This window comes from Ralstonia sp. AU12-08, assembly GCF_000442475.1.
GTDB classification, from domain to species: Bacteria; Pseudomonadota; Gammaproteobacteria; order Burkholderiales; family Burkholderiaceae; genus Ralstonia; species Ralstonia insidiosa.
On record NZ_ASZV01000034.1, the window covers coordinates 109,781 to 136,134 of the forward strand.

Consider the following 26,354-nt stretch of genomic DNA (forward strand, 5'->3'; position numbering starts at 1 on the left):
CTTTCTTTGGCAAGACAAAGAAAGTGAGTCAGCCCCGGCAGGGGATGAAACAAGGGATGGACCAACCGCATCCATCCCAGAACAAACATCACACCACGTTCAGATGCTCGGTCCCCGCCGACAGATCAGTCTGCCCACCACGCTTGCTATGCAGCTTGATCTGCAGACGCAGATCGTTCAGCGAGTCGGCATTGCGCAGCGCATCTTCATAGCTGATCTTGCCTTCTTCATACAGATCGAAGAGCGCCTGGTCGAACGAGATCATCCCCTGCTCGCGGGATTTCTTCATGACCTCTTTCAGCTCGTGCACCTCGCCCTTGAAGATGAGGTCCTGCACCAGCGGCGTCGCCAGCATGATCTCCACCGCCGGCACGCGACCCTTCTTGCCCTGGCGCGGCAGCAGACGCTGCGCGATCATCGCGCGCAGGTTCAGCGACAGGTCGATCAGCAGCTGCTGACGCTTCTCTTCCGGGAAGAAGTTGATGATCCGGTCGATCGCCTGGTTCGAGCTGTTGGCGTGCAGCGTGGCCAGGCACAGGTGGCCGGTTTCTGCGTACTGGATGGCGTATTCCATCGTGTCGCGGTCGCGGATTTCGCCGATCAGGATCACGTCCGGCGCCTGGCGCAGCGTGTTCTTCAGCGCCACGTGCCACGACTCGGTATCCACACCCACTTCGCGCTGCGTCACCACGCAGTTCTGGTGCGCGTGCACGTATTCGACCGGGTCTTCGATGGTGATGATGTGGCCGTACGAGTTGGCATTGCGATGGCCCACCATGGCCGCCAGCGAGGTCGACTTGCCCGAGCCCGTGGCACCCACCACGATCACCAGCCCGCGCTTGCTCATCACGATCTCGTTGAGCAGTGGCGGCAGGTCCAACTCACTCAGCGAGGGAATCTTCGTATTGATAGTCCGCAGCACCATGCCGGCACGGCCCTGCTGGATGAACGCTGACACGCGAAAGCGCCCCGCGCCCGGTGCCGTGATGGCGAAGTTGCACTCGGAGGTGTCTTCGTACTCGCGCAGTTGCTTCTCGTTCATGATCGACTTGACCAGACCGATGGCCTGCACTGCACTCAGCGGCTGCTGCGAGATCGGCGTGACCTTGCCATCCACCTTGATGGCGGGCGGGAATTCCGACGTGATGAACAAGTCCGAGCCACGGCTGTTCACCATCAACTGCAAGAGTTCGTGGATGTATTTGGTGGCGGCTTCGCGGTCCAGCATGGCGTGCCCCTCCTAGAAGGAATTGGTGTGCGCGCTAACGTGTTGCCAGTTAGCGCATCCGTGCATCAGTTCGCGAACGCGTCCGGATTCTTGGCGATGGCGCGTGCGTCTGCGTAGTTGATCGCCGAGCGCTTGATGAGCTCCGACAGGCACTGGTCGAGCGTCTGCATGCCCATGCCGCTGCTGGTCTGCATCATCGAGTACATCTGCGAGATCTTGTTCTCGCGGATCAAGTGGCGGATGGCCGGCGTGGCGATCATGATCTCGTGCGCCGCAATCCGGCCCGAACCGTCGCGCGTCTTGAGCAGGGTCTGCGAGATCACCGCTTCCAGCGATTCCGAAAGCATGGTGCGCACCATCTCTTTTTCGTCCGACGGGAACACGTCGACGACCCGGTCGATGGTCTTCGCAGCCGAGCTGGTGTGCAGCGTGCCGAACACCAAGTGGCCGGTTTCGGCGGCGGTAAGCGCCAAGCGAATCGTTTCAAGATCACGCAATTCGCCGACCAGGACCACGTCCGGATCTTCACGCAGTGCCGACTTGAGCGCGTTGGCGAATGAGTGCGTATGCGGCCCGAGTTCGCGCTGGTTGATCAGGCTCTTCTTGGATTCGTGCACGAATTCGATCGGGTCCTCCACCGTGAGGATGTGGCCCATGTCGTTTTCGTTGCGGTGGTTGACCATGGCCGCCAGCGTGGTCGACTTGCCCGAGCCCGTCGGGCCCGTGACGAGCACCAGACCGCGCGGTTTCATGGCCAGGTCGGCAAACACAGCCGGCGCCTTCAGGTCGTCCAGCGAGAGTACCTTGGATGGAATCGTCCGGAACACAGCTGACGCGCCGCGGTTCTGGTTGAATGCGTTGACCCGGAAACGCGAGAGCCCCGGGATCTCAAACGAGAAGTCGACTTCCAGGTTTTCTTCGTAGACCTTGCGTTGGCCGTCGCTCATGATGTCGTACACCATGGAGTGCACGTCCTGGTGCGTGAGCGGTGGCACGTTGATCCGGCGCATGTCGCCGTGGATCCGGATCATCGGCGGCAAGCCGGCCGACAGGTGCAAGTCCGACGCCTTGTTCTTGGCGGAAAACGCCAGAAGCTGCGCGATGTCCATCTTATAATGACCCCCGACTTTTTTATGTCGCCCAGGCGTCGCAATGGCGCATCCCGGGGGCTGCCGGCCATTGTTGACAACGTGCCGGAGCCTTGTTTATTTGTAACAAACGTCGCCGGATTATGTCTGTAATCGCCGCCAACTTGCAAGCCGTGCGTCAGCGGATCACAACGGCCTGCACACTGGCTTCGCGCGACCCCGCGGGTGTCATATTGCTGGCCGTTTCCAAGACGTTCGATGCCGATGCCGTGCGTGCCGCGCATGCTGCCGGGCAACGCCTCTTTGGCGAGAACTATGTGCAGGAAGGCATTGCCAAAATTGACGCACTGGCCGATCTGCGCACGGGTGCAGACCCGATCGGCTGGCACTTCATCGGCCCCCTGCAGAGTAACAAAACGCGCGCTGTAGCCGAGCACTTCGACTGGGTGCACAGCGTCGACCGGCTCAAGATTGCGGAACGCCTTTCCGCCCAGCGCCCCGATACCCTGCCGCCACTGCAAGTCTGCCTCGAAATCAACATCAGCCGCCAGGCGAGCAAGCACGGCCTTCTGCCTGATTTCGATGAAGTCCTTGCCGTGGCACGTGCCGTGGCGGCCCTGCCCCGCCTGCAACTGCGCGGCCTGATGGCCGTGCCTGAACCGACCAACGACCCGGCTGCCCAGCGCGCGCCTTTTGCCGCACTGAGCAAGCTGGCCGACCAACTGCAGGACGCGGGCATCGCCATCGATACCCTGTCGATGGGCATGTCCGCAGACTTGGAAGATGCGATTGCCGAAGGCGCCACCATCGTACGCGTCGGCAGCGCCATCTTTGGGGCGCGGCAGTATGCGCATGCGCCCGCCTGATTTCCCGTTGTTCCTGACCCCACCACTCTCATGCTCGACACTCTGAAACTCGGCTTCATCGGCGGCGGCAACATGGCGGCAGCCCTCATCGGCGGCCTGATTGCCAAGGGCGCGCACGGCGCCAACATCGTGGTGGTCGACCCGACCGAGCCGGCCCGCACACGCGCCGAACAAACCTGGGGCGCCCACACCGCCGCTGCCCCCGGCGCCGAACTGGCCGACCGCGACGTGATCGTCCTGGCCGTCAAGCCGCAACAGATGCGTGAGGTGTGTGCACAGCTCGCACCGCATCTGGGTAACAGCCTGGTGCTGTCGGTAGCGGCGGGTATTCGCATTCAGGACCTGTCTCGCTGGCTGAATGGGCATGCGCGCATCGTGCGTGCGATGCCGAACACGCCGGCGCTGTCGGGCCTGGGCATGACGGGGCTGGCGGCCAACGATGGCCTGTCGGAAGCCGATCGCGCCACGGCGAGCGCCATCGCCAATGCCGTCGGCAAGAGCGTGTGGGTGCCTGCCGAGGCACAGATTGATGCCGTGACCGCCATCTCGGGCAGCGGCCCGGCCTACGTGTTCTATTTCATCGAAGCGATGCAGCAGGCGGCGCAGGAACTGGGGCTGGCGGCGGAAGATGGGCGCACGCTGGCGGTGGAAACGTTTATTGGCGCGGCCACGCTGGCTGGGCAGTCGAGCGAGCCTGTGGAAGTGCTGCGCGAGCGTGTGACTTCCAAGGGCGGGACGACCTATGCGGCGCTCACTTCGATGGAGGGTGCCGGCATCAAGGCCGCGTTTGTACGTGCCATGCATGCAGCCGCTGCACGCGGTAAGGAGATGGGTGAGGAGTTTGGGCGGGATTGAGCCTGGGTGGTCTATCCCCGGTATCGTCCCCTGCCGGGGCCGACTCCCTTTCTTTGTCTTGCCAAAGAAAGGAAGCAAAGAAAGGCGCGCCCGATGCGGCGAAAGACTCCTTGAATTTATGTCGCAAGGAGGAGAAGGGGAAAACTCGCTTCGCTCAAACAGTTCCCCTTCTTTTTTCCTCCTTGCAACAGAAATTCAAGGCGCCGCATAGGGCAGGGAAAGTCAAAAGCCAAAAGCCAAAAGCCAAACCCCCTGGGCACCAGCCCAAACGACAAGGCCAACCTCACGACGGGTTGGCCTTTGTCTTTTGACGTTCTGCCCTTGATGGCGCCTTGAGTTTTCGTAAGCGGGCGGAAAAAAGATGGGGAACTGTTTGAGCGAAGCGAGTTTTCCCCATCTCCGCCCGGTTATGAAAATTCAAGGAGGGGGTCGCCATCTCGGGCGCGCATTTCTTTGCTTACTTTCTTTGGGCAAGACCAAAGAAAGTGAGTCAGCCCCGGCAGGGGATGAAACAAGGGATGCCCCACCAGGGCCAATAAAAACCAACTCACCGCATCAAGTAAGCAACCGCCACCCCAGCAAACACACAGGCCCCCAACCAGTTGTTGTGGCGAAAGACGAAGAAGCACTTCATGCGGTCCCGCGTGCGCAGCATCGGGTAGTACCAGAGCGCCAGCGCCACAGCCGCCGCCATCCCGACCCAGAACGCCACACCCAGCGCCATCACGTAACCAGCCCAGGCCATGATCCCAAAGAAGGCCACATAGCACAGCATGATCGCAGCCACATCAAAACGGCCGAAGGTAATAGCCGAGGTCTTGATGCCGATGAGCAGGTCATCATCACGATCCACCATCGCGTAAGCAGTGTCATAGGCAACCGCCCAGAACACGTTACCGATGAGCATCAGCCACGCCAGCGTGGGCACTTGATCCTGCACAGCCGCATACGCCATCGGAATGCCAAAGCCAAACGCAATCCCCAGATACGCCTGCGGAATCGCAAAGAAGCGCTTGAAGAACGGATACGTGCCGGCAATCACGATGGCCGCGACCGACATCCATTTGGTCAGCGCATTGAGCGGCAGGATCAGCGTGAACGCGATGAGTGACAGCACGGCCGCCACGGCCAGTGCCTCCCATGGCGCGATCAGGCCGGCGGTGAGCGGCCGCTCCTTGGTGCGTTTGACGTGCTTGTCGAAGTCACGATCCGCCCAGTCGTTGACGGCACACCCCGCCGAGCGCATCAGGAACGTACCGACCGAGAAGATCACCACGAACGCAACCGGCGGATGCCCGTCAGACGCCATCCACAGCGCCCACAGCGTCGGCCACAGCAGCAGCAGCGTGCCAATCGGTTTGTCCATGCGCATCAGGCGCGCATAGAGCACGAGACGGCTGGGTTGAGCAGCAGACGATTGCATGGGAAATCACCAAAGAAAAATGGCGCCTGCACGAGGCAAGGCGCCATTTTAGTCCCGATGACTTGGGCTGAAGGCTTAGGCCAGATCGAAACGGTCGAGATTCATCACCTTGACCCAGGCCGCAACAAAGTCGCTCACGAAACGTGCCTTGCCGTCAGCGCTGCCATACACCTCGGCCAGCGCGCGCAGGATCGAGTTCGAGCCGAACACCAGATCAACGCGCGTGCCCGTCCACTTGACCTGACCCGTCTTGCGGTCAACGCCTTCGTAGATGTCACCGGCGGCCTTCCACTCCGTGCCCATGTCGAGCAGGTTGACGAAGAAGTCATTCGTCAGCGCACCAGGCGTGGCGGTGAAGACACCGTTCTTGCTGCCATCCGCGTTGATGTTGATGGCGCGCAGGCCACCAATCAGCACCGTCAACTCGGGCGCGGTCAGCGTCAGCAACTGCGCCTTGTCGATCAGCAGCGCTTCCGCCGGCACCGAGAACTTGGCCTTCTGGAAATTGCGGAAACCATCGGCAATGGGTTCGAGCACGGCCATCGCAACCGGATCGGTCTGTTCGACCGTGGCGTCGACACGGCCCGGCGTGAACGGCACGGTGACGCTCGTGCCGGCCGCCTTGGCAGCGAGTTCGATACCCACGCTGCCCGCCAGCACGATCACGTCCGCCAGCGACGCCTTGCCCGAAGCCTTCTGGATGTCCTCCAGCTTGGCCAGCGTGCCAGCAACCGGCTGGTTGACGGCCCAGTCCTTTTGCGGCGCCAGGCGGATGCGCGCACCGTTGGCGCCGCCACGCTTGTCCGAACCGCGGAAGGTCGAGGCAGACGCCCAGGCCACCGACACCAGCTCCGACGCCGACAGACCAGACGCCGCGATCTTCGCCTTCAGGTCGGCGATGTCAGCCTCGGTCGGCTTGTGCGTTGCGGCCGGCAGCGGGTCTTGCCAGATCAGGTCTTCACGCGGCACTTCCGGGCCGAGGTAGCGCGACTTCGGCCCCAGATCGCGGTGCGTCAGCTTGAACCAGGCACGCGCGAAGGCTTCAGCAAACGCCTGCGGGTTGTCGAGGAAGCGGCGCGAGATCTTCTCGTATGCCGGGTCGAAGCGCAGCGACAAGTCGGTCGTCAGCATCGTCGGCTTACGCTTGGGCGAATCGGGCGTCGGGCCCGGAATGATCGCATCAGCATCCTTTGCCACCCATTGCAGCGCGCCGGCCGGGCTCTTCTCCTGCACCCATTCGTACTTGAACAGGTTCTCGAAGAAGAAGTTGCTCCATTGCGCGGGCGTCTGCGTCCAGGTGACTTCCAGTCCGCTGGTGATCGCATCCTTGCCCTTGCCGGACTGATAAGTACTGGCCCAGCCGAGGCCCTGCGCTTCGAGCGGTGCAGCCTCAACGTCCGGGCCGACGTTGCTCGCCGGACCCGCGCCGTGCGTCTTGCCGAAGGTGTGGCCGCCGGCGATCAGCGCCACGGTTTCTTCGTCATCCATCGCCATGCGGGCGAAGGTTTCGCGGATGTCGCGTGCGGCCGAAATCGGATCGCCGTTGCCGTCCGGGCCTTCCGGGTTCACGTAGATCAGGCCCATCTGCACGGCTGCGAGCGGGTTGTCGAGATCGCGTTCGCCCGAGTAGCGGCTATGGGGGTTGTTGGTGGGCGCGAGCCAGGTTTTCTCGGCGCCCCAGTAGACGTCGTTGTCCGGTTCCCAGGTGTCTTCACGGCCGCCGGCAAAGCCAAAGGTGCGGAAGCCCATGGTTTCCAGCGCCACGTTGCCGGTCAGGATCAGCAGGTCGGCCCACGAGATTGCCTGGCCGTACTTCTGCTTGATCGGCCACAACAGGCGACGCGACTTGTCGATGTTGACGTTGTCGGGCCACGAGTTGAGCGGTGCGAAACGTTGCTGACCACGCCCGGCGCCGCCGCGGCCATCGCCCGTGCGGTAGGTGCCGGCAGCATGCCAGGCCATGCGGATGAACTGCGGACCATAGTGGCCAAAGTCGGCCGGCCACCAGTCCTGCGAGTCGGTCATCAACTTACGCAGATCAGCCTTGAGGGCGTCGTAGTCCACCTTCTTGAAGGCTTCGCGGTAGTTAAAGTTCGTACCGAGCGGATCGGATTTTTCGGAATGCTGGGCGAGCAGATCAACGCGCAGTTGATTGGGCCACCAGTCCTTGTTGGTCGTGCCACCGCCATCGGCTTGCGAAGCCGCAAGCGCCTGGCTGGAAAACGGGCATTTAGCTTCAGTAGTCATCGCTCTCTCGTTTCGGTCTTGGGGGGATGAGGCCCCACCCGCAGCGCAGCAGGCTGACGGGCGGGGGGAGGAATTCACTGTTCTCGAAACACCTGTCGCCACCGTGGCAACACGACCGCCATGGCTAACTTAGGCCAGCAGCGAGCGCAGCATCCAAGCGGTCTTTTCGTGGATGTCCATGCGTTGCGTGAGCAGATCGGCAGTCGGCTCGTCAGCGGCCTTGTCGACGTCCGGGAACAGGCTGCGGGCGGTGCGCGTCACGGCTTCGTGGCCGGCCACCAGCTCGCGCACCATGTCCATCGCCTCGGGAATGCCCTTCGATTCAGGGATCGACGACAGCTTGGCAAATTCGGAGTACGAACCCGGTGCCGGATAGCCCAGCGCACGGATGCGTTCAGCCACCGGGTCAACGGCGTTCCACAGTTCGTTGTACTGCGTCTCGAACATCAGATGCAGCGTGTTGAACATCGGGCCGGTGACGTTCCAGTGGAAGTAGTGTGTCTTCAGGTAGAGCGAATACGTATCGGCCAGCAGGCGCGACAGGCCGTCGGCGATCTTCTTGCGGTCCTTGTCAGCAATACCGATGTTGATCTGGGCTGCGGCAGTCGCGCCGCTGTTTTTCTTTGCCATCTGGATTCCCCTATGAAGTGGTGTGCAAAAACGCGAAGGCCTACCGAAGTCCGGTCAGACGACGCGCGCTTCAAGCCTTCTTTCGGTTGCTGCGCGGGTTGCAAGTTCCGATCATGGCATCGCTCCATGACGAAACGCAAAGCCGGTCGCAACCGAGCGTCAGGCCCGTCAGACCATGAGCTGCACCATACCGTGCAGGAACACGATCATAGCGCCGGCCGCCACGATGGTCAGACCGATCTGCTTGCGCACCCACTTGCGCTGCAGGCGGGCGGGCTCCGCGTTAGGCATGCCTCGGCCACCGGCCACACTGCCGGGCAACCCGGACAGCGTCGGCACCTCTGCCTGCGATGCGCGCACCGCGCCACCAAACGCCTGCCATTCCGAAACGAACATCCGCACCATTGCCATGATCCTGTCTCCTTGCTGCACTGCATGACTTCAAACCCCACGCTTGCTGGCGCTTGCACCGCAAGCCAGGGCGACCTCGGAAATCCGCGAGATCAATGCGACTCACCATAGGCGGCGAGCCATTCCAGCACAGTCGCGACGGCGGTCGAGGCAAGGTGGTAGGACATGACGGGCTCCATGGCGACGCTGCGATGAGCAACGCGCTCACCATGGGAAACAGTCTACCTTCGAGCTATCAATTCTTTAATTTGATTGTTTTTATCTATCAATTAGACGTGCGCTATCGCCGTCATGAAACACGACGGCGGCGGGTGACAATCAGTGGATCAGCTGGGTAACGGGCAGCGGCTTGATGCCGGGCAGATCGCATTGCGCGACCGCCTTGGCCACCGCCTCGATGGCGGCGATGCGGGTAAAGCTCTTGCGCCAGGCCAGCACGACGCGGCGGTCCGGCACCGGCTCCTGGAACGGCACATAAGCCAGCAAATCGGTGGCCGCCGGTTGCATGTTCGGCACCGAGGTGCGCGGCAGCACGGTAATACCGACGCCGCTGGCCACCATATGACGGATCGTCTCCAGCGAGGAACCTTCAAAGGTTTTCTGGATGCCGTCGGCGTTCTGCGAGAAGCGCGACAGCTCCGGGCAGACACCCAGCACGTGATCGCGGAAGCAGTGACCATTGCCCAGCAGCAGCATGGTCTGCTGCTTGAGTGCTTCCGGGTCCACCGCCCGCAGCTTGGCCAAATCATGGCCGCGCGGCACCGCCACCACGAAGGGCTCGTCGTACAGCGGCACCGTCATCAACCCGGCTTCGGGAAACGGCTCGGCCATGATGGCGCAGTCGATCTCGCCCTGCTTGAGCAGCTCCACCAGCCGCACGGTGAAGTTCTCCTGCAGCATCAGCGGCATCTGCGGGACGGTGTCGATCATCTGCTTGACCAGCGCCGGCAGCAGGTACGGCCCGATCGTGTAGATCACCCCCAGGCGCAGCGGCCCGGCCAGCGGGTCCATGCCCTGCTTGGCAATCTCGCGGATCGCCATGGTCTGCTCCAGCACGCGCTGGGCCTGCGTGACGATCTGCTCGCCCACCGGCGTGACGCTCACCTCCGACGCACCGCGCTCGAAGATCTGCACGGCCAGCTCGTCCTCCAGCTTCTTGATGGCGACCGACAGCGTCGGCTGCGAGACAAAGCAGGCCTCGGCGGCACGGCCAAAGTGGCGTTCCCGCGCAACAGCGACGATGTATTTGAGTTCGGTGAGCGTCATGGCAATCAATCGGCTTTTGGGGTCCGATAGATTTTAACTTGTGACGCGGGAGATTGCTTGGACTTCATGAAGTCTTGCTGTTGGCGTAGCGAAGGAAATTAGAAAATAGCGAAGTAGGCTAGAAAATATCGAAGCTGGAAACGGCACGTCATCCCATGAAAGCCGTGTTCTACAGCCATTTCCCGCACTTTTTCCCGCATCAAAAATGATGCGTCGCATAATTCCGCTTACGGTGCATCTGAACTCTGCGGCCATCTGGTCACCCTATCGATACTTCGCCGGATAGCCTCGACCCCGCCGGTGTTGTATGTTGAAACAACTTAGCAACACGAACCACCACTCCCCCACGTTCTCCATGGCTGCCACAGACTTCCGCCGTCACCAATCGACCGCAGTGGTCGATTGCGGCAGCCGCACGCTCGCTCCGCCCGGACGAGTTCGTACGCGAATAGTCAGCTGGTCCCCAGCCCTATAGGTCCCGGGCGTTGCCCAATTGGCCCCCTGCGGTTGCACGCCGCTAGTTCGCGTATGGAGAAGGATCATGTCTACTTCCGAGCACTCGTCGGACCCTCCCCCTGGGTTTTTGCCTCTAGGCGATCTCACAGCACTACGCAGCGCCGAAGCGTGGCGGTTGCTTATCCCCTCGGACACGCGTTCCGCTCTTGTCGCTGCCCGGGAAAACAAGGAACCCGAGGAGAAGATCCCTGAATTCCCGGTCGAGGAGCCTTCCACGGTTGCGCCAGTGGCAGTAGCGCCCACACCTCGTCGAGCCAGGCCTCGGCAGGTTCAAGTTTTTGGGGCTGAGGCGCTGGCACTCGCCAACGAGAACCTGCAAGGTGCGGACCGCAGCCAGCAACGGTATGCCCAGTCATTGCTGGAGCAAGCGGGCACTGATGATGGCTACCGAGCACTGCCTCGCGCCCGCTCGACACTGAAGAAGCTTGAAACAACGCAGGTGCTGTTTGGCAACCTGCGCGAGCCAATTCAGAAGTTGAAGATTGACCTCACGCTCATGAGCGCGATGCGGGCGAGGGACTTTCGCGTTCGGCCGATCTTGCTGACAGGGCAACCAGGCGTGGGAAAAACGCACTTCGCGCTGAAGCTGGCAGAAATCTTGAATGTGCCGATGCGGAAGTGGTCCGCCGGGAGTGCCCAAGCAAGCTTCCAACTGGCGGGCAGCGATAGCGCCTGGCACCACGCTCGCCCCGGGATGATCATTGAGATGCTCGCCAGCGGCAGCTCGGCGACGCCTGTCCTCATCTTGGACGAGGTGGACAAGATTGGTAGCGATGGCCGCTACCCGGTAACTCCAGTACTGCTGGATCTACTTGAGCCTGAAACGGCAAGCGCGTTCCAGGACACGTTTTTCCGCATGGCGTTTGACGCCAGTCGGATCATTTATGTCCTGACGGCCAATGACCTCAACGCTGTGCCTGTTCCACTATTGAGTCGCGTAGAGGTGTTTGACATCCCAACACCCGAGCCCGAGCAAAGGCTTCGGCTCATCTTGGCGGAGATTCGGCGGCTGCAGCGTGCTACCCGCAAGCGCATTGAATTGGACGCCAGTGCGGCAGAAGCTTTGTCAGAACGGAGCGACATCGATCTGCGCGCAACACATCGCTTGGTACAGGATGCATTTGCGACTGCGCTGGAGTCAGGCAAGGACATCGCCATGCTGAAGGTGCCGCAGCCTGTTGTGCGGCTGTCGATTGGTTTCACAACCAACGCGTGAATTTCCGACGGCGGTGACGGCCATGAGGGGAGGACACCGCCACTCCCGCCAGCGATGGTTGTCGAGAAGTAGGCTGCTGATCGAAGGATCTTGTATGCCAAGGAAACATAAAACATCACGTGCAACTGACCGGTCTAAGACTAGACTCCTGAATCCAGGGGACGGGAGTGAGGATCGCATTTTGGAGATTCCCAATGCCGTGATGGCTGCTCTGGGATGGCGCCAAGGCGATACCCTCGTTTTGACTAGAAAGGGTGCCGAAATTCGCCTGCGGAAAGCTCGCAAATCTCGCTCGAAAGGGAAACCCCGTCGATGATTCTGTTTCTCGGCTGTGAGTGCGCGCTGCACCGGGGTGAGGTGTACTACGAGTACGCAGAACTTATGTCAACGCTCAACCGCGCAAGCGTGGCCGGAGTACTCTGCAAAGATAAATGGAGCAAACCATGCCGGCAGACAAATTCGGCCGATTCATGACCAGCGATACATTTTTGACGCGCGCGAACGCGGCAGTTGCCATAGCAGTACCTATGGTGCACACACGACCTTCATTTCCTTGCGGGCGTGAATCTGGCCGCCGATTGTGGGGAATGACCCATAAACTGCGCAAACCAGCACCGAACGCCACATAAACTGGGCGATCCGGTTATCGGTACAGCGAACCTAATGGGAAAATGGGCGATTCGGCCGCCCCCAGCACGACAGCTGGGGCCTGTTCCAGTCGGGCATTCGGCAAGATGCGGATGAGAGGCAACTGAAAGCCTATGCCCTCGCGTTGAAGCCAAGTATGCGCTAACGTACCAACAAAACCGGGAGCGAAGACAAACGAACCACACTCTCGGCGACACTTCCCAGCAACGCGCGCCGCACTCCCCGTCGGCCGTGGGTGCCTAAAACCATGGCTTGTGCCCCGGCCTGCAGAGCCAGCCTCTCGAGTTCTGTCGCAACGTCGATATAGGTCAGCGGGTCATCTGTCGTGACCTTCGCAGCCTGCACGCCAGCCTGCTGCGCCTTGAGCATCGCTTCCGCAACAAGCTTATGGCCGTGCTCGATCAACGTTTCGGTAATTTTCCGCATATTCAGCGCGCCAAGATCCCATTTGACGTGGGTGTTGTCGACGACATGGGCGATGACCAGCTTCGAGCCAACCGCCTTAGCCAACCGTATCGCCTCGTCCAAAGCATGTTGTGCCGTCGGACTTCCGTCGATTGCGACCATGATGGTGTCGTACATTGTGACCTCCTAGTAATAGCGCAGCGAGTTGCAACCTCACAGTCCGAGAGGATCAGCGTTCTACCTCTCTCCGTGCATCATCGGAAGGCGTCGCCCCCGGCTCCGGTCGCCGCAAGCGTAGACGTTTCGCTTGCAGGAAATAGCGCCAGTCTATTTTTGCGAATCCGTAAACGAGGGCCAAGAACAACGCCTGCGACAGGACGAAGTAGATGCCCATATAAGCACCGTCGATCTCGGACCCCTCATCCAGATAACGCGCACCAATCTGGGCGATGTGCGTCCAGGTCAGATAGCTCACCCAACGGCCGACGAAAAATGGCAACCCGATCAGCCACAGACGCATGCTGGTAAGGCCGTAGGCAATGAAGACGAAGTTGGAGGGAAACGGGCTGAACGCATACGCGAATACCAGCCCCACGGTCATGCCTTTGCGGTCCTCCAACAAGGCCCGGATCACATCGATGTTTTGGCGATCCGCCTCGCGCATCCAGCGGTTACGCACGAGCATGCAGGACAGCCGTGCCAAGACCAGTCGACCGGCGGTTGCCGCACAAGCCGCCACGCCGGCAAGAAGTGCTGGATTGGCGTCGGGTTGCGAGAAGCCAATCCAAGACATCACCATCCAAGTTGGCGGAGCAAACGCCGGCACCACGTTCAGTAGAAAGATCGTCACAAACAAAGCCAGCAAACTCGTCATAACGTTCATGCCTCCCTACCGAGCACGTGAAACAACTCATCTTCCTGAGCACAGTGCAGACGCAGGACCGCCTCCAAGCCATACAGCAGACGCTGCAGCTCTTGCGTGACAAGTGCGTCGGGTCCTTCAGCAGAAATATCCGCAACGATCCGGCCGAGAACGTTCGTCACCCGGAAGATCTCGCGGTGCATGCCACTCATCGCGGCCATCGGGTCCTCTCCGCCGAGCAGGCGCGCTACATCCGGATAGAGCTCGGTATCGTCTCGGCGCTCGTGCGGCACGAGAACCTCAGTCAGTGATCGGTTCAGTGCCAGCAGCTCGGCTCTTGCCGCGCTGCCCTCCATGTGGGGCAATGTGTCCGCCATGATGCGGATCCGATCCATGATGGGTTCCAGTTCCGCATGCTCCGCCTTGAGGCGTTCAACGTCGGCCGGTGCCAGAGACAGCATCGCTTCGTTTGCAGCCGGCCGCAGGGCACGCAGCGCGTTGGCAATGACGAGTACGTCGATCACTTCCTGCAGCATTGCGCCTGCCAATGGCGGCAGATAGCCCAGAGCCGCGGCAGCCATCGCCACGAGAGACATCGACATCCCGATCGCCACGCTCTGCAGCGCAATCTGCCGTGTGCGGCGTGCGATTCGTACGGCCTCGACCAGTCGATCCAACCGGTCGACCAACAGCACCACGTCCGCCGCCTCGGAGGACGCCGCCGCCCCGCGGGCGCCCATCGCCACACCGATGTCCGCTGCGGCCAGCGCCGGGGCGTCGTTCACACCGTCCCCAACCATGATCACCTTGCCGATCGCGCGAGCCTCCTGGATGGCTGCCAGCTTGGCTGCCGGCGACAGTGACGCGTAGACCTCGGTCACCCCCAACATGGCCCCAACGGACTCGGCAACGTCAGGCCGGTCTCCTGTCAGCATCGCCTGACGCGGCACGCCCTCCTGACGCAGAAGACGCAGCGCGCGGGGCGTCTCGAGACGGATGCGGTCGACCAACTGCAGTGCGCCGACCAGTTCACCGTCCACCCCAACAAAAACAGCTGACGCACCCGCGTAACCTACACGCTTGATGAATCCCTTGCTCCAGGCAGGCACATCAGATGCCCCCAGGACATGGGGCAACGTGCCAATCGCAACGACGTGGCCACCCACGCGACCTTGAACACCTGCACCTGGGTTTTCGACAACGTCACTGGGAAGTTGCAGCGCAGCTCCACGCTCATGGGCCGCCTTGGCAACCGCTTCCGCCATGACATGATTCGATGCTTGGGCGAGCGAACCGGCGAGGCTCAGCACCATGTCCGGTCGATAGCGATGGTCACATTCAATGTCGACTAAACGGGCGTACCCGCTGGTCAGAGTTCCCGTCTTGTCAAAGAACAGTGTGTCGGCCAGAGCGAGTTGTTCGAGGGCTCCACCGCCTTTGACTAGCACCCCTCGCTTTGCACAACGCGACATGCCAGCGACGATCGCGACCGGCACGGCGAGAATCAATGGGCAAGGTGTAGCGACGACCAACACAGCCAGGCATCGCGTCGAGTCGCCGGTGAGTATCCAGCTGACCCCTGCCAGGAAAACGGTAACGCCCAAGAAAGCGACGGCGTAGCGGTCGGCCAGCCGCACTGAAGGGCTGCGCTCCGCCTGGGCCGCGCTGACCAGGCGGACAATCCCTGCGAACGTGCTGTTCTCCGCTGACGCGCCCGCCACCATTTCAAAGGCGGTACCGACATTCAACACGCCGCTGCAGATCGCATCGGCCGCGAGGCGATGTCGAGCGATCGATTCTCCCGTCAGCGTGGCTTCATCGAGGTCCGCCGGCTCTGACAGCGTACCGTCCACGGGAACGACTTCGCCGTGCCGCACCAGCAGGCGATCCCCCGCCTGAACGTCAGCCAGATCAACCTGCTGCCACTGACCGCTGTGGAAGCGGTTGGCCCGTTTTGGCGCGTGGCTCAACAGCGCCGTCATTTCTCGCTGCGCCCGCGATTGCGCGAAATCCTCCAGTGCCCGCCCGCTCGCAAGCATCAGGGCGATCACGGCAGCAACCAGGACCTCCCCCGACACCAGGGCAAAGCTGATCGACAACAGCGCCAGGACGTCTACCCCGGCTTGCCGCCGCATGACCGAACGGGTAATCGTCACCGCCAGGGCCAGCCAGTTCGGGACGACCCCAACTAGCCAGAGGTCTCGCGCAAGCGCATCGGCATTGAGGTAGCGCGCCAACAATCCGGCCGCCAGCGTCGCGGCCGAGACAGCGAGCAGCGCCATATTGAGATGACGGAAGCCGGATTCCATGAACGATGGGCCTGCGCGAATAGCGACCTGGGAGAACCGTTTGCTGCGCTAGATCATGCGACGCAACAATCGGTCTTTCAGCATGAACTCATGCCAGAGTGCTGCGGCCGCATGCAGCCCAACAAAGATGTACACGAGCGTGGCACCTGACTCATGCACCTCCTTGCTGAGGCTCGCCAAGCTTTTGTCCTGCACGAGGGGGAGCGTCAAGGTCAGCCCGAACGGCTGAATCGGCTTACCACCCCAGGCCAGCGCCAGCACGCCAAGAATGGGCATCCCGACCATCAACAGGTAGAGCACGCCATGCGTGAGGCGTGCTGCACGCTGCAGCAGTTGTGGGCCAGGGACCGGTGCCGGCGGCTGGGTTCCCCAGCGGACAAATAAACGCAGCACCATCAACGCGAGCACGGACAGCCCCGCGGTCTGATGAACGACAAATACGGCGGCGCGCGTGGTGCTGCCCTTGGGGAAAAAGTCGAGTATCTCGATCGCCACCACGGCAATCGTGACTGCCAGGAATACCAGCCAATGCAGGGAGCGCATGGCAAGGGAGTACTTCTGTTCGGAGCGCATAAAACCACCTAGAAATTGAGAATGCGTGAATCATGGCTGCGCAGTACAACATCTATGTACTCGCATGCCCCGTTGCGGACCAGCGACTTCTGATCGATCGCCACCGTGATACGGAAAACAGTTGTCGCAGATCAAAAAACTGCCCTCCCTCGCGTTTAGGTTGGCGCCTCCACAGGGTCCACGTGGGTCATTACGTTGAGCACATCGCGGCGCAGCATGACGCGGCGCCGCGCTTCCAATGCAATGTCGTGGCCTTGTCTCACGTTGGCACGCGCATCGACTTCCAGGTGGACATCGACCAGGATCATGTCGCCCATGCGGCGGGTCTTGACGTCGTGTACGCCGTGCACGCCCGGCGTTTCCAGCATCGTTTGGTGAATCGCCTCAACGGTTTCCTGGTCGACGGCACGGTCCATGAGATCGTGCAGCGCCTCCCACCCGAACTGCCAACCCATGCGCGTCACCATCAGGCCGACGATCAGGGCAGCCACAGGATCAAGCAGGCGGTAGCCGAACACATTGCCCACAATGCCGAGCGCCACCACCAGCGACGAGGCGGCGTCCGAGCGTGCGTGCCAGGCGTTGGCGACCAGCATGCTGGAGCGCACACGCTCGGCAACGGCCAGCATGTAGCGGAACAGCAGCTCCTTTGCCGCCAGCGCCCCGAGAGCGACCCACAGGCCGATGAGCTTGACTGGCTGAATGGCCTCGGGGTGCTCCAGCTTCACCACTGCATTCCAAAGCATGCCGACGCCGACGGCCAGCAACAGCAAGCCGAGCACCAGCGACGCGGCGTTCTCGAAGCGCTGATGGCCATAGTGGTGAGTTGCATCCGGTCCTTTCTGGCTGTGGTGGCGGGCAAACAGCACAATGAAGTCCGAGATCAAATCGGACAACGAGTGGATGGCATCGGCCACCAACGCCTGGGAGCCGGCCAGGATGCCCGCCACGACTTGTGCAACGGTCAAGCTCAGGTTGACGCCCACGCTCACCAGCGTGCTGCGCCGTGCGGCTGCCTGCTTAGTCGCACTGTCTTCGGTATCCAGGTCGATCTTGAGATCGAGGTCTTCGGGATGTCGCATGATTCATCTACGTTAGGACACGTGGAGTACGCCGCTGCTTCGGTCGTTGCGAACGCACCCACGTTGATGGTTATCGCTATCTATTCATGGGGCATGTAAGGCGTTGCTCAAGATCAGTCATCGAAATCCCACATGCGATGCAGATCCAGCTGGAGCCGGCTGTCCGCCTCCAGTACGTTCACCCGAGCGAGCCGCTCGGCCAACACTGCGTCGGCAAGGCTGCGGCGTGCCACCAACAGCTCGGTCAAGCCGGACTCGCCGGCGCGAAACGCGCGGGTGGCGCGGTCGGCTGCGCGTCTCTGTAACGTAGCCGCTTCGATCTGTGCCTGCGCGGCTCCTCCTTTGCCTTGCAGGTCACGATAGAGCACGTCGAATTCCGCACCCAGGCGTCGTTCTGCACCGAGTCTGCGGCGAGCTGCAGCTTCCGCATCGGCCGCGGCCGCCACTGCGGCAGTACGGCGATGCGCCGAGCCAAGCGGCATCGCCACGCTCACTCCCATGATGCGTTCCGCACCACCACGCTCCACCGATACGAACATGCCGACGGTGGGATCGGGCCGGCGCTCCAGATCTGCACGCTTGGCCATCTGCTGTGCCTGCGCCTCTTCCGCCATGGCAAGCCGGTACTCGTGGCTGTCCTGTATGTACTGCGTGCGCAATCGTTCCGGTGGGTCCTGCGGCAACACAGGCAGCGCGGTGTCAGCGGCCATCATGGGCCGGGGCAACCCCGGAAAACGGGCCTGCAGTTCCGCCTGCGCGGCCTGTTCGGCTGCAGCAGCCGTCGCCAGTGCGGCTTGCATGCGAGCCTGATCAGCTGCTGCCAGTTCACCGTCCAAGCGCGAAGCGTCACCCAACTGGACCCGGCGGGCCGTCAGCGTCGCCAACTCGGCCGCAGCCCGGGCATTCTCCTGAGCGGCCTGGCGTGCTTGCCCAGCCCGCACAGCAGCAAACCACAGCGAGAGGATCTGCCGCGATGCTTCGTGGCGTGCGTCCTTCACCGCAAGTTGGCCAGCCTCGGCCGCCGCATCAGCAAGCTGGCCATCGGCTTGAGCCTTGCCCCACAGCCTCAACGGCCGCTCCACGGCGATCTGCCCTTCGGCATGTCGCTCAGACGGATCTCGGACCTGACGCCCCTGTCCTATCGCTCTCACCACAGTCTCGGCCGTCCCCGCTCGAATGCCTTCGGCACGGGCCAGCGTGGCATCGCGCCGGGCTTCGGCCGTCATCACCTCGGGCGATTGCGCAACCGCTTCACGCACCGAGCTCTCAGCGGGTAGGTAGCCCGGCGTGTTCTGCGCTTGCGCGGCGGTGCCGCAAAGCAGCATCACGCCGGCTCCGACCAATGCGAAGCGAAACATGTCCAACCTCATCGCGAATCTCCCTGCCCATCGGCCGTCCGGGCCCGGGGCATACCAAAGCGTTCAAACAGCAAGGGGAGCAGGAGCAGCGTAAGTGCCGTCGAAGAAAGCAACCCGCCCGACACAACGATCGCCAACGGGCGTTGAATCTCCGACCCTGGCCCGCTGGCCAATAGCAGCGGAATCATCCCCAGTGCGGTGATGCAGGCCGTCATCAGCACCGGCCGCAGGCGGTCTTGCACGCCCACACGCACGGTTTCCGCCATGCTCAAGCCCGACTCCAGCAAGGTGTTGAAGTGCGACACCAGCACCACACCATTGAGCACCGCGATCCCGAGCAACGCGATAAAGCCGACGGAGGCGGGCACCGACAGGTACTCGCCCGATATCCGCAGCGCAGCGATGCCGCCTACGAGCGCAAACGGAATGTTGACGACGACCAGCACCGCCTGCCGCACCGAGCGGAACGTGAGCATCAGCAGCAGAAAGATGGCACCCAAGGCCAGCGGCACGACCAGTGCTAGACGCGCCGCCGCACGTTGCTGATTCTCGAACTGGCCGCCCCAGACAACACGCAGTCCTTTCGGCAGCGTGCTGATGCTGCCAACCGCATCCTGTGCTTCCTGCACAAAGCCGGCCAGATCCCGGCCTTCAACGTTGGCCTGGATCACTGCAAACCGGGCTCCGTCCTCATGGTTGATGCGCACAGGCCCGTCCACGCGTTCGATGCGGGCCAGAGACGTGAGCGGCCAAGCTTTGCCATCTGGCGCCGTCACCAGGAGGCCGGTGAGGTTCTCCGGCGCTTGGCGCAGGCCCGCTCCGCCGCGCAGGATCAGCGGTGTACGCACAATGCCTTCGGGCACTACGCCAATCCGGTCACCTTCGATCAGGGCTCGCAACTGCGTTTGCAGGGCATCTCCGGTAAAGCCAGCGTGGCCGACTGCCGCGCGATCCAGCGAGACCTTCAGGTACTGCACACCACTGTTGCTGGGCGCGATCACCTCGGCGGCGCCACGGATGGAGCGCACCTTGGCAGCAATGGCCTGTGCGGCCGCGTCAATAGCGGCGAGATCGCTGCCGAAGAGCTTGATGGCGATATCTCCGCGCGTACCGGTCAGCATCTCCGACACGCGCATCTCGATCGGCTGCGTGAAGCCATAGATCACGCCGGGAAAGCGCTCCATCACGTGACGAATGGCTGTCGCGATGTCCTCCTTGCTGCCGCGCCACTGGTCCTTGGGCTTGAGCACCAGGAAGGTGTCGGTCTCATTCAGACCCATCGGGTCCAGGCCCAGGTCGTCGGAGCCGGAGCGCGCCACGATGGAGCGGATCTCGGGCACCTCTTTGAGCAGCGCTTGCTGCACGCGTTGGTCCAGGTCCAGCGATGCTGCCAGGGAAACAGACGGCGCCTTTTGCAACTGCACAATCAGATCGCCTTCGTCCATGGTCGGCATGAACGTCTTGCCGACTGACATGTACAGCACCACGGCCACGACAAGCGCCACCCCCGCCACGCCAAACACGATGCGGCGGCGCGCCGCGGTCCAGGCCTGCAGGCGGGCAAAGCCACCCGCCACCTTGCGCATCAGCCAAGGCGCCTCATCCGCATGCGCGAGCAGCAGCATGGAGGCCAACGCCGGCACGACCGTAAAGGCGATCACCACAGACGAGGCCAGTGCCAGCACGATGGTCAGCGCCACCGGCCCGAACAACTTGCCCTCCAGCCCCTGCAATGACAACAGCGGCAGGAACACGATGGCGATGATGGAAACGCCGGAGAGCATCGGCACCGCAACGGTAGCCACTGCGTGACGGATCACGGCCCCGCGCAGCGCTGGATCGGTCTTGTGGTCTTGGGCACGCGCCATGGCGGTCTCAATGTTCTCCACCACAACGACCGCCGCATCCACCAGCATGCCCAGAGCAATGGCCAGTCCACCCAGGCTCATCAGGTTGGCGGTCAGGCCCACGTAGCGCATCAGCAGGAAGGTCGCCAGCATCGACAGCGGCAGCGTGGCCGCCACCACCAGCGCCGCCCGCACACCACCCAGGAACAGGTACAGCGTGATGACCACCAACACGCTGGCTTCAATCAGCGCACGCACCACCGTGTTGGCTGCGCGTGTCACCAGCTCGCCACGGTTGTAGAACACGTGTGCCGACATGCCCTTGGACAGTTGAGGGCCAAGCGTGTCCAACCGTTCCTGTACCGCCTCGACCAGCTTGCGGGCATCGCTGCCGCGCAGGCCCAGCACCAGCCCTTCGACTACCTCACCGTTGCCATCCTTGCTGACAGCGCCGTTGCGGGTCGCCTCACCCAGCTGCACGGTGGCCACATCGCCCACGGTGACGGCAGGGTTGGACGCCGGACTCTGCGCTGGCACCACGACAATCGCCCGCAGATCGTCGAGCCCGCGCACGCCGCCTTCCACGCGGACCACCCAGTGCTCGTCACCGCGATCAAGCCGGCCCGCACCATCGTTGCGATTGTTGGCATCCAGCGCCTGGCGCAGCTGTTCCAGCGTCACCCCCCGTGCACGCAAGCGTGCCGGATCGGGCGTTACCTCATAGCTGCGGACCTCGCCACCCAATACGTTGACATCGGCCACGCCAGGAACGGTGCGCAACGCCGGCCGGATGACCCAGTCCAGCACTCGGCGCCGCTCCGCCAGCGAGTAGCCGTCGCCCTCCACGGTGAACATGAACATCTCGCCCAGCGGCGTGGTGATCGGCGCTAGGCCGCCCACGGCTGTCGACGGCAGGTCGCGGGCAAGACCTGCCAGGCGCTCCGACACTTGCTGGCGTGCCCAGTAGACGTCCACACCCTCTTCAAAATCGACCGTCACGTCGCTGATGCCGTATTTGGACACCGAGCGCACGATCGTCTTATGCGGAAGGCCGAGCAGTTCCTGCTCGATGGGTGTCGAGACACGCTGCTCGACTTCTTCCGGCGTCATGCCCGGCACCTTGAGCACGACCTTGACCTGCGTCGGCGAGATATCGGGAAACGCATCAATCGGCAGGTTCAGGTAAGCCCAGACGCCAGCGGCAGCAAGCACGCCGGCCGCGATCAGCACCAGCACACGCTGGCGCAAAGAAAACTCAATCAGGCGGGGCAGCATCACTGTTCTCCCGCCAGCAAGCCCTTGAGTGCACCGACGCCCGCAACCGCTACGCGTGTCCCTGTAGGCAGATTGGCGCGCAGGACAGCGACGGCGTCATCCGTACTGGCAACTGCGACCTCCTGGAAGCGGAAGCCTTTGTCGGTGGCGACAAACACGCCCGGAACGCCGGACACGTAGGCCAACGCGGCCGCCGGAACCCGCACCAGTCCCGAGGCGCCCGCGCCGGTAGAGCCGCGCAGCTTGAGCGTGACGTTGACGCTCTCGCCGGCGCGCAGGTCGCCACGGCGCTCCAGCGACGCCCGCACACGCACCCCTGCCGTACCGTCACCCGAAGGCGCAACGCCAATGACCGTACCGCTTGCACCGCGCGGCACGATCTCGATGCGGTCGCCTATGGTTGGCACGGGCACATCGCGGCCAACCAGCAGGTCCAGCTCCAGCGCAGCCGGGTCAACGATCCGGAAAAGCGGCGCGGCTGCTTCAACTCGAGCCCCCGGAACAGCGTTGACCTCCGACACCACGCCGCCATGATTCGCAATCAGTTGCGCTTCACCGCCCGCACTAGCGAATGCGATGCCTGCGGAAGCCAGTTCGGCCCGGCGCGCCTTGGCCATGGCGTTGGCTTCAGCGGCCCGCGCCTGCGTTGCCTGCCAGCGGCTCCCGGCGATGATGCCGTCGTCAAAGAGCGCCTTGTCACGGGCGAGCGATTGCTGCGCCAAACGCGCCTGCGAGTTGGCCTCTGTGAGCGCGCGGCTCGCTTCAAAGAGCTGCGGGCTCAGGAAACTCGCCAGCGGTTGACTCGGGCGGACGGTCTGCCCGAGTGACACCAGCACGCGAGGCACCACGCCCGCGTACGGAGCCGCCACCACATATTGCGCATCCGGCTTGAAGACGACACGTGCGTGGGTGCCGACTTCCAAGCCCCCAGAAGCTGCGACCAAACTAAAGCGCACACCCAGTGCGCGCGCCTGCTCAGCCGACAGAGACGCTGCCCGTGCCCCCGGTTGAGCAGTAGCCCAACGCAAAGGAAATGCAGTCAGTGCAATCGATGCGCCAACCACCAGAATTCGTTTGAGAAACATGCTTGACTCCAATCCACGAAGGCAACGCTGTCAGCGTCATCCTCTAACTGCGTCGCATCCCGAAGCGGTATAAGGACCGACTGCGGCTGGGTATTTCCAGGTGATGCGAACAAGAATTTGGAAGCAGTGGATGGCCAGCGGATAGCAATGCAGCTACCGCCTTGTGGCGTCGAGCGAACGTGATGGGTCAGAAGCCGATGCTCCTAACGAATTCATGATCGCTACGGTGGGCGTGATGGGGCTGTTGCAGATCAATTAAACAAGTGTTCTGCTGCACCGTGACGCGCGTGCCGTCCGCCTGCTGAGGATCAGCGGGCCAGTGGGGGAGCCTGCGCTGGAGGAGGTCGATTGATGCGATCGCGCCAGCGCGCGCGAATTGGTGCTGGCCGAAAGACTGGGCGTGATATGGCAGAGCGGGCAAGCGCTGCCAGCAGAAGAAAGGTGAGTGCCGATAACCCAGGCCCCGCAGCAGCCCAAAGAAATCCGGCGAGATCCGATGGACCGAGCGCGGGCTCGACATCGACCTCAAAGGGTTCCCTGCTCGTCAGCGCCAGTTCACGACCGAGAGCATCCTCCTCGTGCGCGGAGGCTCGGTGATAGGGATATCCGAGGGATTGAAAATGAGAATCAACCGCGCCAGGAAGCGCCGTGTGCACGTGCAGGCCAGTCTGTTTCGGAGTTCCGAAATGGCCGTGCAGGAGCGGGCTCAGCAGCTGCAGCAACACGATAAGGAGCAGCAACACAGCCCGAAGCGAGATGCTTGGGGTTGCACGTGACATGCGCGCATTGTAGCGCATGGCATATCGTTGGATGTACTGACGGGAGACAGTCGCACCAAGGCGTACGCAAACGTACAACCGGCATCGCGCAAAGGCAACCGAGCCTCTCCTCGAAGAGATCCCCCTAAGCCCCTCTCGATTATCTTTGATCTGCATCAGCTTGATCTCGTCAGCAGATTGACAGCATCGCCCCCAACGACTTTCATGTTTGAACGTGCTGGTGAAAACCAAGAACAATGGGGAGGAGCACCATGCGACGTTTCATTGTTGTGCTCAATGCACTCGCGGCGCTGCTGACGATTGGCGGTCTCGTGGCATGGTCCAGCGAAGCAGGCGCGGTACCTGCCTTTGCGCGCCAAACCGGTATGGCTTGCATGGCCTGTCACGTCAGCTTTCCCGAACTGACCCCATTCGGCCGGTTCTTCAAGATGACCGGCTACACGCTGAAAAACAACGACACCATCCCGCTCTCGGGTATGGTGCAGATCTCGCGCACCAACACACGCACCATCGACCAGCAGGACTTCGACTTCGTCCGCAATGGCGACACCGTCCCGCAGCAGGCCAGCCTCTTCTATGCTGGCCGCATCTATGGCCCAGTAGGTGCCTTCGCGCAATGGACGTATGACGGCATCGCCCACCACAGCGCACTGGACAACACCGACATTCGCGCTGCTTGGCACCTGACGCGGGAAGAGGTCGATTTCATCTACGGCATCACCGTCAACAACAACCCAACGGTGTCCGATGTTTGGAATACCAGTCCGGCATTTGGCTATCCGTACGCTGCGCCCAACATCGGGGTGCCGCCTGCGGCAAGTACGCTGATCGACGGCGGACTCGCTCAGCAGGTGGTCGGCGCCAGTGCCTACGCGTTCTGGCAACGCCACGTGTACGCCGAACTCGGGGCCTACCGCACCGCCGATCAGGCGTTCTCTGTGTTCCGGGCGGGACAGGACACTGCCACCCCGGGCGGCGTCGCGCGCCTCAGCGGCGCAAATCCGTATTGGCGCATCGCGTACAACCAGGAATGGGGGGCGCATTCGATCATGTTCGGCACCTTCGGTCTCCTGGCCAACAGGTATCCAGACAACACCATGCCCGGCACGCCCACCGACCGCTTCCGCGACTTTGCCCTCGACGGCCAGTACCAGTACCTGACCATGACGCACGCCTTCACGGCGCAGCTGGCGTGGATTCACGAACAGCAGAACTGGCGCGCCAGCTTCCCGAGCGGCGGCATCGGCGCAGGCCCGACACCCGCCAACGCAACCGATCACCTGGATACCTTCAAGGCTAAGGCCTCGTACTACTACCAGCGCAAGTACGGCGCCACGCTGGCCTACTTCTCGACGACGGGCAACGCAGACCCCGGCCTCTACGCCCCGGCACCCGTCACCGGTAGCGCCAACGGGCGACCTGATACGCAGGGCCTGATCTTTGAACTGGACTACCTGCCACACCCGCAGATCAAACTGGCACTGCAATACACCTGGTACACCAAGTTCAACGGGGCGCATACCAACTACGACGGCAACGGCAGAAACGCGAGCGACAACAACATGATCTATCTGCTCGGCTGGTTCATGTTCTAGCGGCCGTATCAACGCAAAGATGCGAGGGGGAGAACACGATGAAGAGGTTCCATCAACCCGGGCGGATTTGGCTTGCTGGTTTGGCGGCCCTGGTAGCCATCGGTTGGTCAGCCGCAGCCGGCGCGCAAGACGGCGAAAAGCTCGCTGCGCAGTTGTGTTCATCCTGCCATGGCGTGCACGGCAAGAGCGAATCGCCGATGTTCCCGCGCCTGGATGCGCAGGTGCCGCACTACCTGGAAGCGCAGTTGAAGGGCTTTCGCAACCGCGGCCGCGGCGAGACTGATGCACAAGCCTTCATGTGGGGCATTGCCTCCCAGCTCGACGACGCAACGATCGCATCGCTGGCCGAGTACTACGCGCGTCAATCCGCGCCTGCTGGCCCAACAGGTGAGCCAGCCTTGATGGCACGCGGCAAGGAGATTTTCGAGCACGGCTTGCCTGGCGAAGGCGTACCAGCGTGCGCGTCTTGCCATGGCGCCCATGCCGAGGGCAATGGCACCTTCCCCCGCTTGGCGGGACAACACGAGGCGTACCTGTTGCGGCAAATCGGTGTCTTCAAGAATGGAACGCGCGCAAACGCACCTGTGATGAGTGCCGTCGCACACACGCTGACAGACGAACAGGCGAAAGCGGTTGCCACGTTTCTGCAAGCCCAGTAGATGGGATTCAACGTGTTCCGTTAGCTCTCTCAGAAAGACTGCCTCGTCAACTCGAGCTGCCTCTCAGCGCACCAACCAGCCATCTTTGCTGATTCAGTAGCGTTACCGACCGCAATCGGCTGTGAATTCAA

20 protein-coding genes are annotated in these 26,354 nt (G+C 62.3%); 5 read left to right on the forward strand and 15 right to left on the reverse strand.

Annotated elements, in window-relative coordinates; all coding sequences use genetic code 11:
• Positions 1 to 88 precede the first annotated feature (88 nt).
• Together C404_RS47955 and C404_RS47960 are read right to left on the reverse strand one after the other, a co-directional pair.
• Positions 89 to 1,228: a PilT/PilU family type 4a pilus ATPase gene (locus C404_RS47955; RefSeq protein ID WP_021195931.1), complete on the reverse strand. Its 1,140-nt coding sequence runs from the start codon at positions 1,226 to 1,228 to the stop codon at positions 89 to 91.
• A gap of 65 nt (positions 1,229 to 1,293) precedes the next feature.
• Complete coding sequence (locus C404_RS47960; protein WP_009241469.1) at positions 1,294 to 2,337, reverse strand: type IV pilus twitching motility protein PilT; 1,044 nt, start codon at positions 2,335 to 2,337, stop codon at positions 1,294 to 1,296.
• Positions 2,338 to 2,459: 122 nt separating this feature from the next.
• On the opposite strand from C404_RS47960, the gene C404_RS47965 reads away from it, so the two are divergent.
• On the forward strand, positions 2,460 to 3,182 hold the full coding sequence (locus C404_RS47965) for a YggS family pyridoxal phosphate-dependent enzyme (protein ID WP_021195932.1): 723 nt from the start codon (positions 2,460 to 2,462) through the stop codon (positions 3,180 to 3,182).
• 30 nt (positions 3,183 to 3,212) lie between these two features.
• A complete protein-coding gene (gene proC, locus C404_RS47970) occupies positions 3,213 to 4,037 on the forward strand; it encodes a pyrroline-5-carboxylate reductase (protein ID WP_021195933.1) in 825 nt (274 codons plus the stop codon).
• Positions 4,038 to 4,584: 547 nt separating this feature from the next.
• Here the strand turns inward: proC and ubiA are convergent.
• The 5 genes from ubiA to C404_RS47995 all read right to left on the reverse strand — a co-directional run bounded on the left by ubiA (position 4,585) and on the right by C404_RS47995 (position 10,014).
• The gene (ubiA, locus tag C404_RS47975) at positions 4,585 to 5,460 is read right to left on the reverse strand and encodes a 4-hydroxybenzoate octaprenyltransferase (protein WP_021195934.1); all 876 of its coding nucleotides are present in this window, start codon (positions 5,458 to 5,460) and stop codon (positions 4,585 to 4,587) included.
• A 75-nt stretch (positions 5,461 to 5,535) separates the two neighbouring features.
• A complete protein-coding gene (gene katG / locus C404_RS47980; protein WP_021195935.1) occupies positions 5,536 to 7,707 on the reverse strand; it encodes a catalase/peroxidase HPI in 2,172 nt (723 codons plus the stop codon).
• A 129-nt stretch (positions 7,708 to 7,836) separates the two neighbouring features.
• Positions 7,837 to 8,337, reverse strand: coding sequence for a Dps family protein (locus tag C404_RS47985; RefSeq protein ID WP_004631595.1), 501 nt, complete (start codon positions 8,335 to 8,337; stop codon positions 7,837 to 7,839).
• Between the two features lie 168 nt (positions 8,338 to 8,505).
• Positions 8,506 to 8,748, reverse strand: coding sequence for a hypothetical protein (locus C404_RS47990; protein WP_021195936.1), 243 nt, complete (start codon positions 8,746 to 8,748; stop codon positions 8,506 to 8,508).
• A 318-nt stretch (positions 8,749 to 9,066) separates the two neighbouring features.
• Complete coding sequence (locus tag C404_RS47995) at positions 9,067 to 10,014, reverse strand: LysR substrate-binding domain-containing protein (protein ID WP_021195937.1); 948 nt, start codon at positions 10,012 to 10,014, stop codon at positions 9,067 to 9,069.
• A 541-nt stretch (positions 10,015 to 10,555) separates the two neighbouring features.
• Here C404_RS47995 and C404_RS48000 point away from each other — a divergent pair.
• Positions 10,556 to 11,746: an AAA family ATPase gene (locus C404_RS48000; protein ID WP_021195938.1), complete on the forward strand. Its 1,191-nt coding sequence runs from the start codon at positions 10,556 to 10,558 to the stop codon at positions 11,744 to 11,746.
• 789 nt (positions 11,747 to 12,535) lie between these two features.
• Here C404_RS48000 and C404_RS48005 read toward each other — a convergent pair.
• The 8 genes from C404_RS48005 to C404_RS48040 form a co-directional block, all read right to left on the reverse strand.
• The gene (locus C404_RS48005; RefSeq protein ID WP_021195939.1) at positions 12,536 to 12,976 is read right to left on the reverse strand and encodes a universal stress protein; all 441 of its coding nucleotides are present in this window, start codon (positions 12,974 to 12,976) and stop codon (positions 12,536 to 12,538) included.
• 52 nt (positions 12,977 to 13,028) lie between these two features.
• Complete coding sequence (locus tag C404_RS48010) at positions 13,029 to 13,673, reverse strand: hypothetical protein (protein WP_021195940.1); 645 nt, start codon at positions 13,671 to 13,673, stop codon at positions 13,029 to 13,031.
• A gap of 5 nt (positions 13,674 to 13,678) precedes the next feature.
• A complete protein-coding gene (locus tag C404_RS48015) occupies positions 13,679 to 15,970 on the reverse strand; it encodes a heavy metal translocating P-type ATPase (protein ID WP_031329683.1) in 2,292 nt (763 codons plus the stop codon).
• A gap of 48 nt (positions 15,971 to 16,018) precedes the next feature.
• Positions 16,019 to 16,543, reverse strand: coding sequence for a cytochrome b (locus C404_RS48020; protein WP_021195942.1), 525 nt, complete (start codon positions 16,541 to 16,543; stop codon positions 16,019 to 16,021).
• Between the two features lie 155 nt (positions 16,544 to 16,698).
• On the reverse strand, positions 16,699 to 17,625 hold the full coding sequence (locus tag C404_RS48025) for a cation diffusion facilitator family transporter (RefSeq protein ID WP_021195943.1): 927 nt from the start codon (positions 17,623 to 17,625) through the stop codon (positions 16,699 to 16,701).
• A gap of 113 nt (positions 17,626 to 17,738) precedes the next feature.
• Positions 17,739 to 18,995 carry a TolC family protein gene (locus tag C404_RS48030; protein WP_031329684.1) on the reverse strand — a complete coding sequence of 419 codons (1,257 nt, stop codon included), beginning with the start codon at positions 18,993 to 18,995 and terminating at the stop codon, positions 17,739 to 17,741.
• Positions 18,992 to 22,105 (reverse strand): efflux RND transporter permease subunit, encoded by a 3,114-nt coding sequence (locus tag C404_RS48035; RefSeq protein WP_021195945.1) that lies wholly within the window; start codon positions 22,103 to 22,105, stop codon positions 18,992 to 18,994. Before C404_RS48035 ends, C404_RS48030 begins: the two co-directional genes overlap by 4 nt.
• Positions 22,105 to 23,190: an efflux RND transporter periplasmic adaptor subunit gene (locus C404_RS48040; protein WP_031329685.1), complete on the reverse strand. Its 1,086-nt coding sequence runs from the start codon at positions 23,188 to 23,190 to the stop codon at positions 22,105 to 22,107. The genes C404_RS48035 and C404_RS48040 overlap by 1 nt, the downstream gene beginning before the upstream one ends.
• A gap of 1,030 nt (positions 23,191 to 24,220) precedes the next feature.
• Between C404_RS48040 and C404_RS48050 the strand changes: the two genes are divergently transcribed.
• Both C404_RS48050 and C404_RS48055 read left to right on the forward strand, forming a co-directional pair.
• Positions 24,221 to 25,564, forward strand: coding sequence for a hypothetical protein (locus tag C404_RS48050; RefSeq protein ID WP_021195949.1), 1,344 nt, complete (start codon positions 24,221 to 24,223; stop codon positions 25,562 to 25,564).
• 38 nt (positions 25,565 to 25,602) lie between these two features.
• Positions 25,603 to 26,223 (forward strand): c-type cytochrome, encoded by a 621-nt coding sequence (locus tag C404_RS48055; RefSeq protein ID WP_031329687.1) that lies wholly within the window; start codon positions 25,603 to 25,605, stop codon positions 26,221 to 26,223.
• Positions 26,224 to 26,354 lie beyond the last annotated feature (131 nt).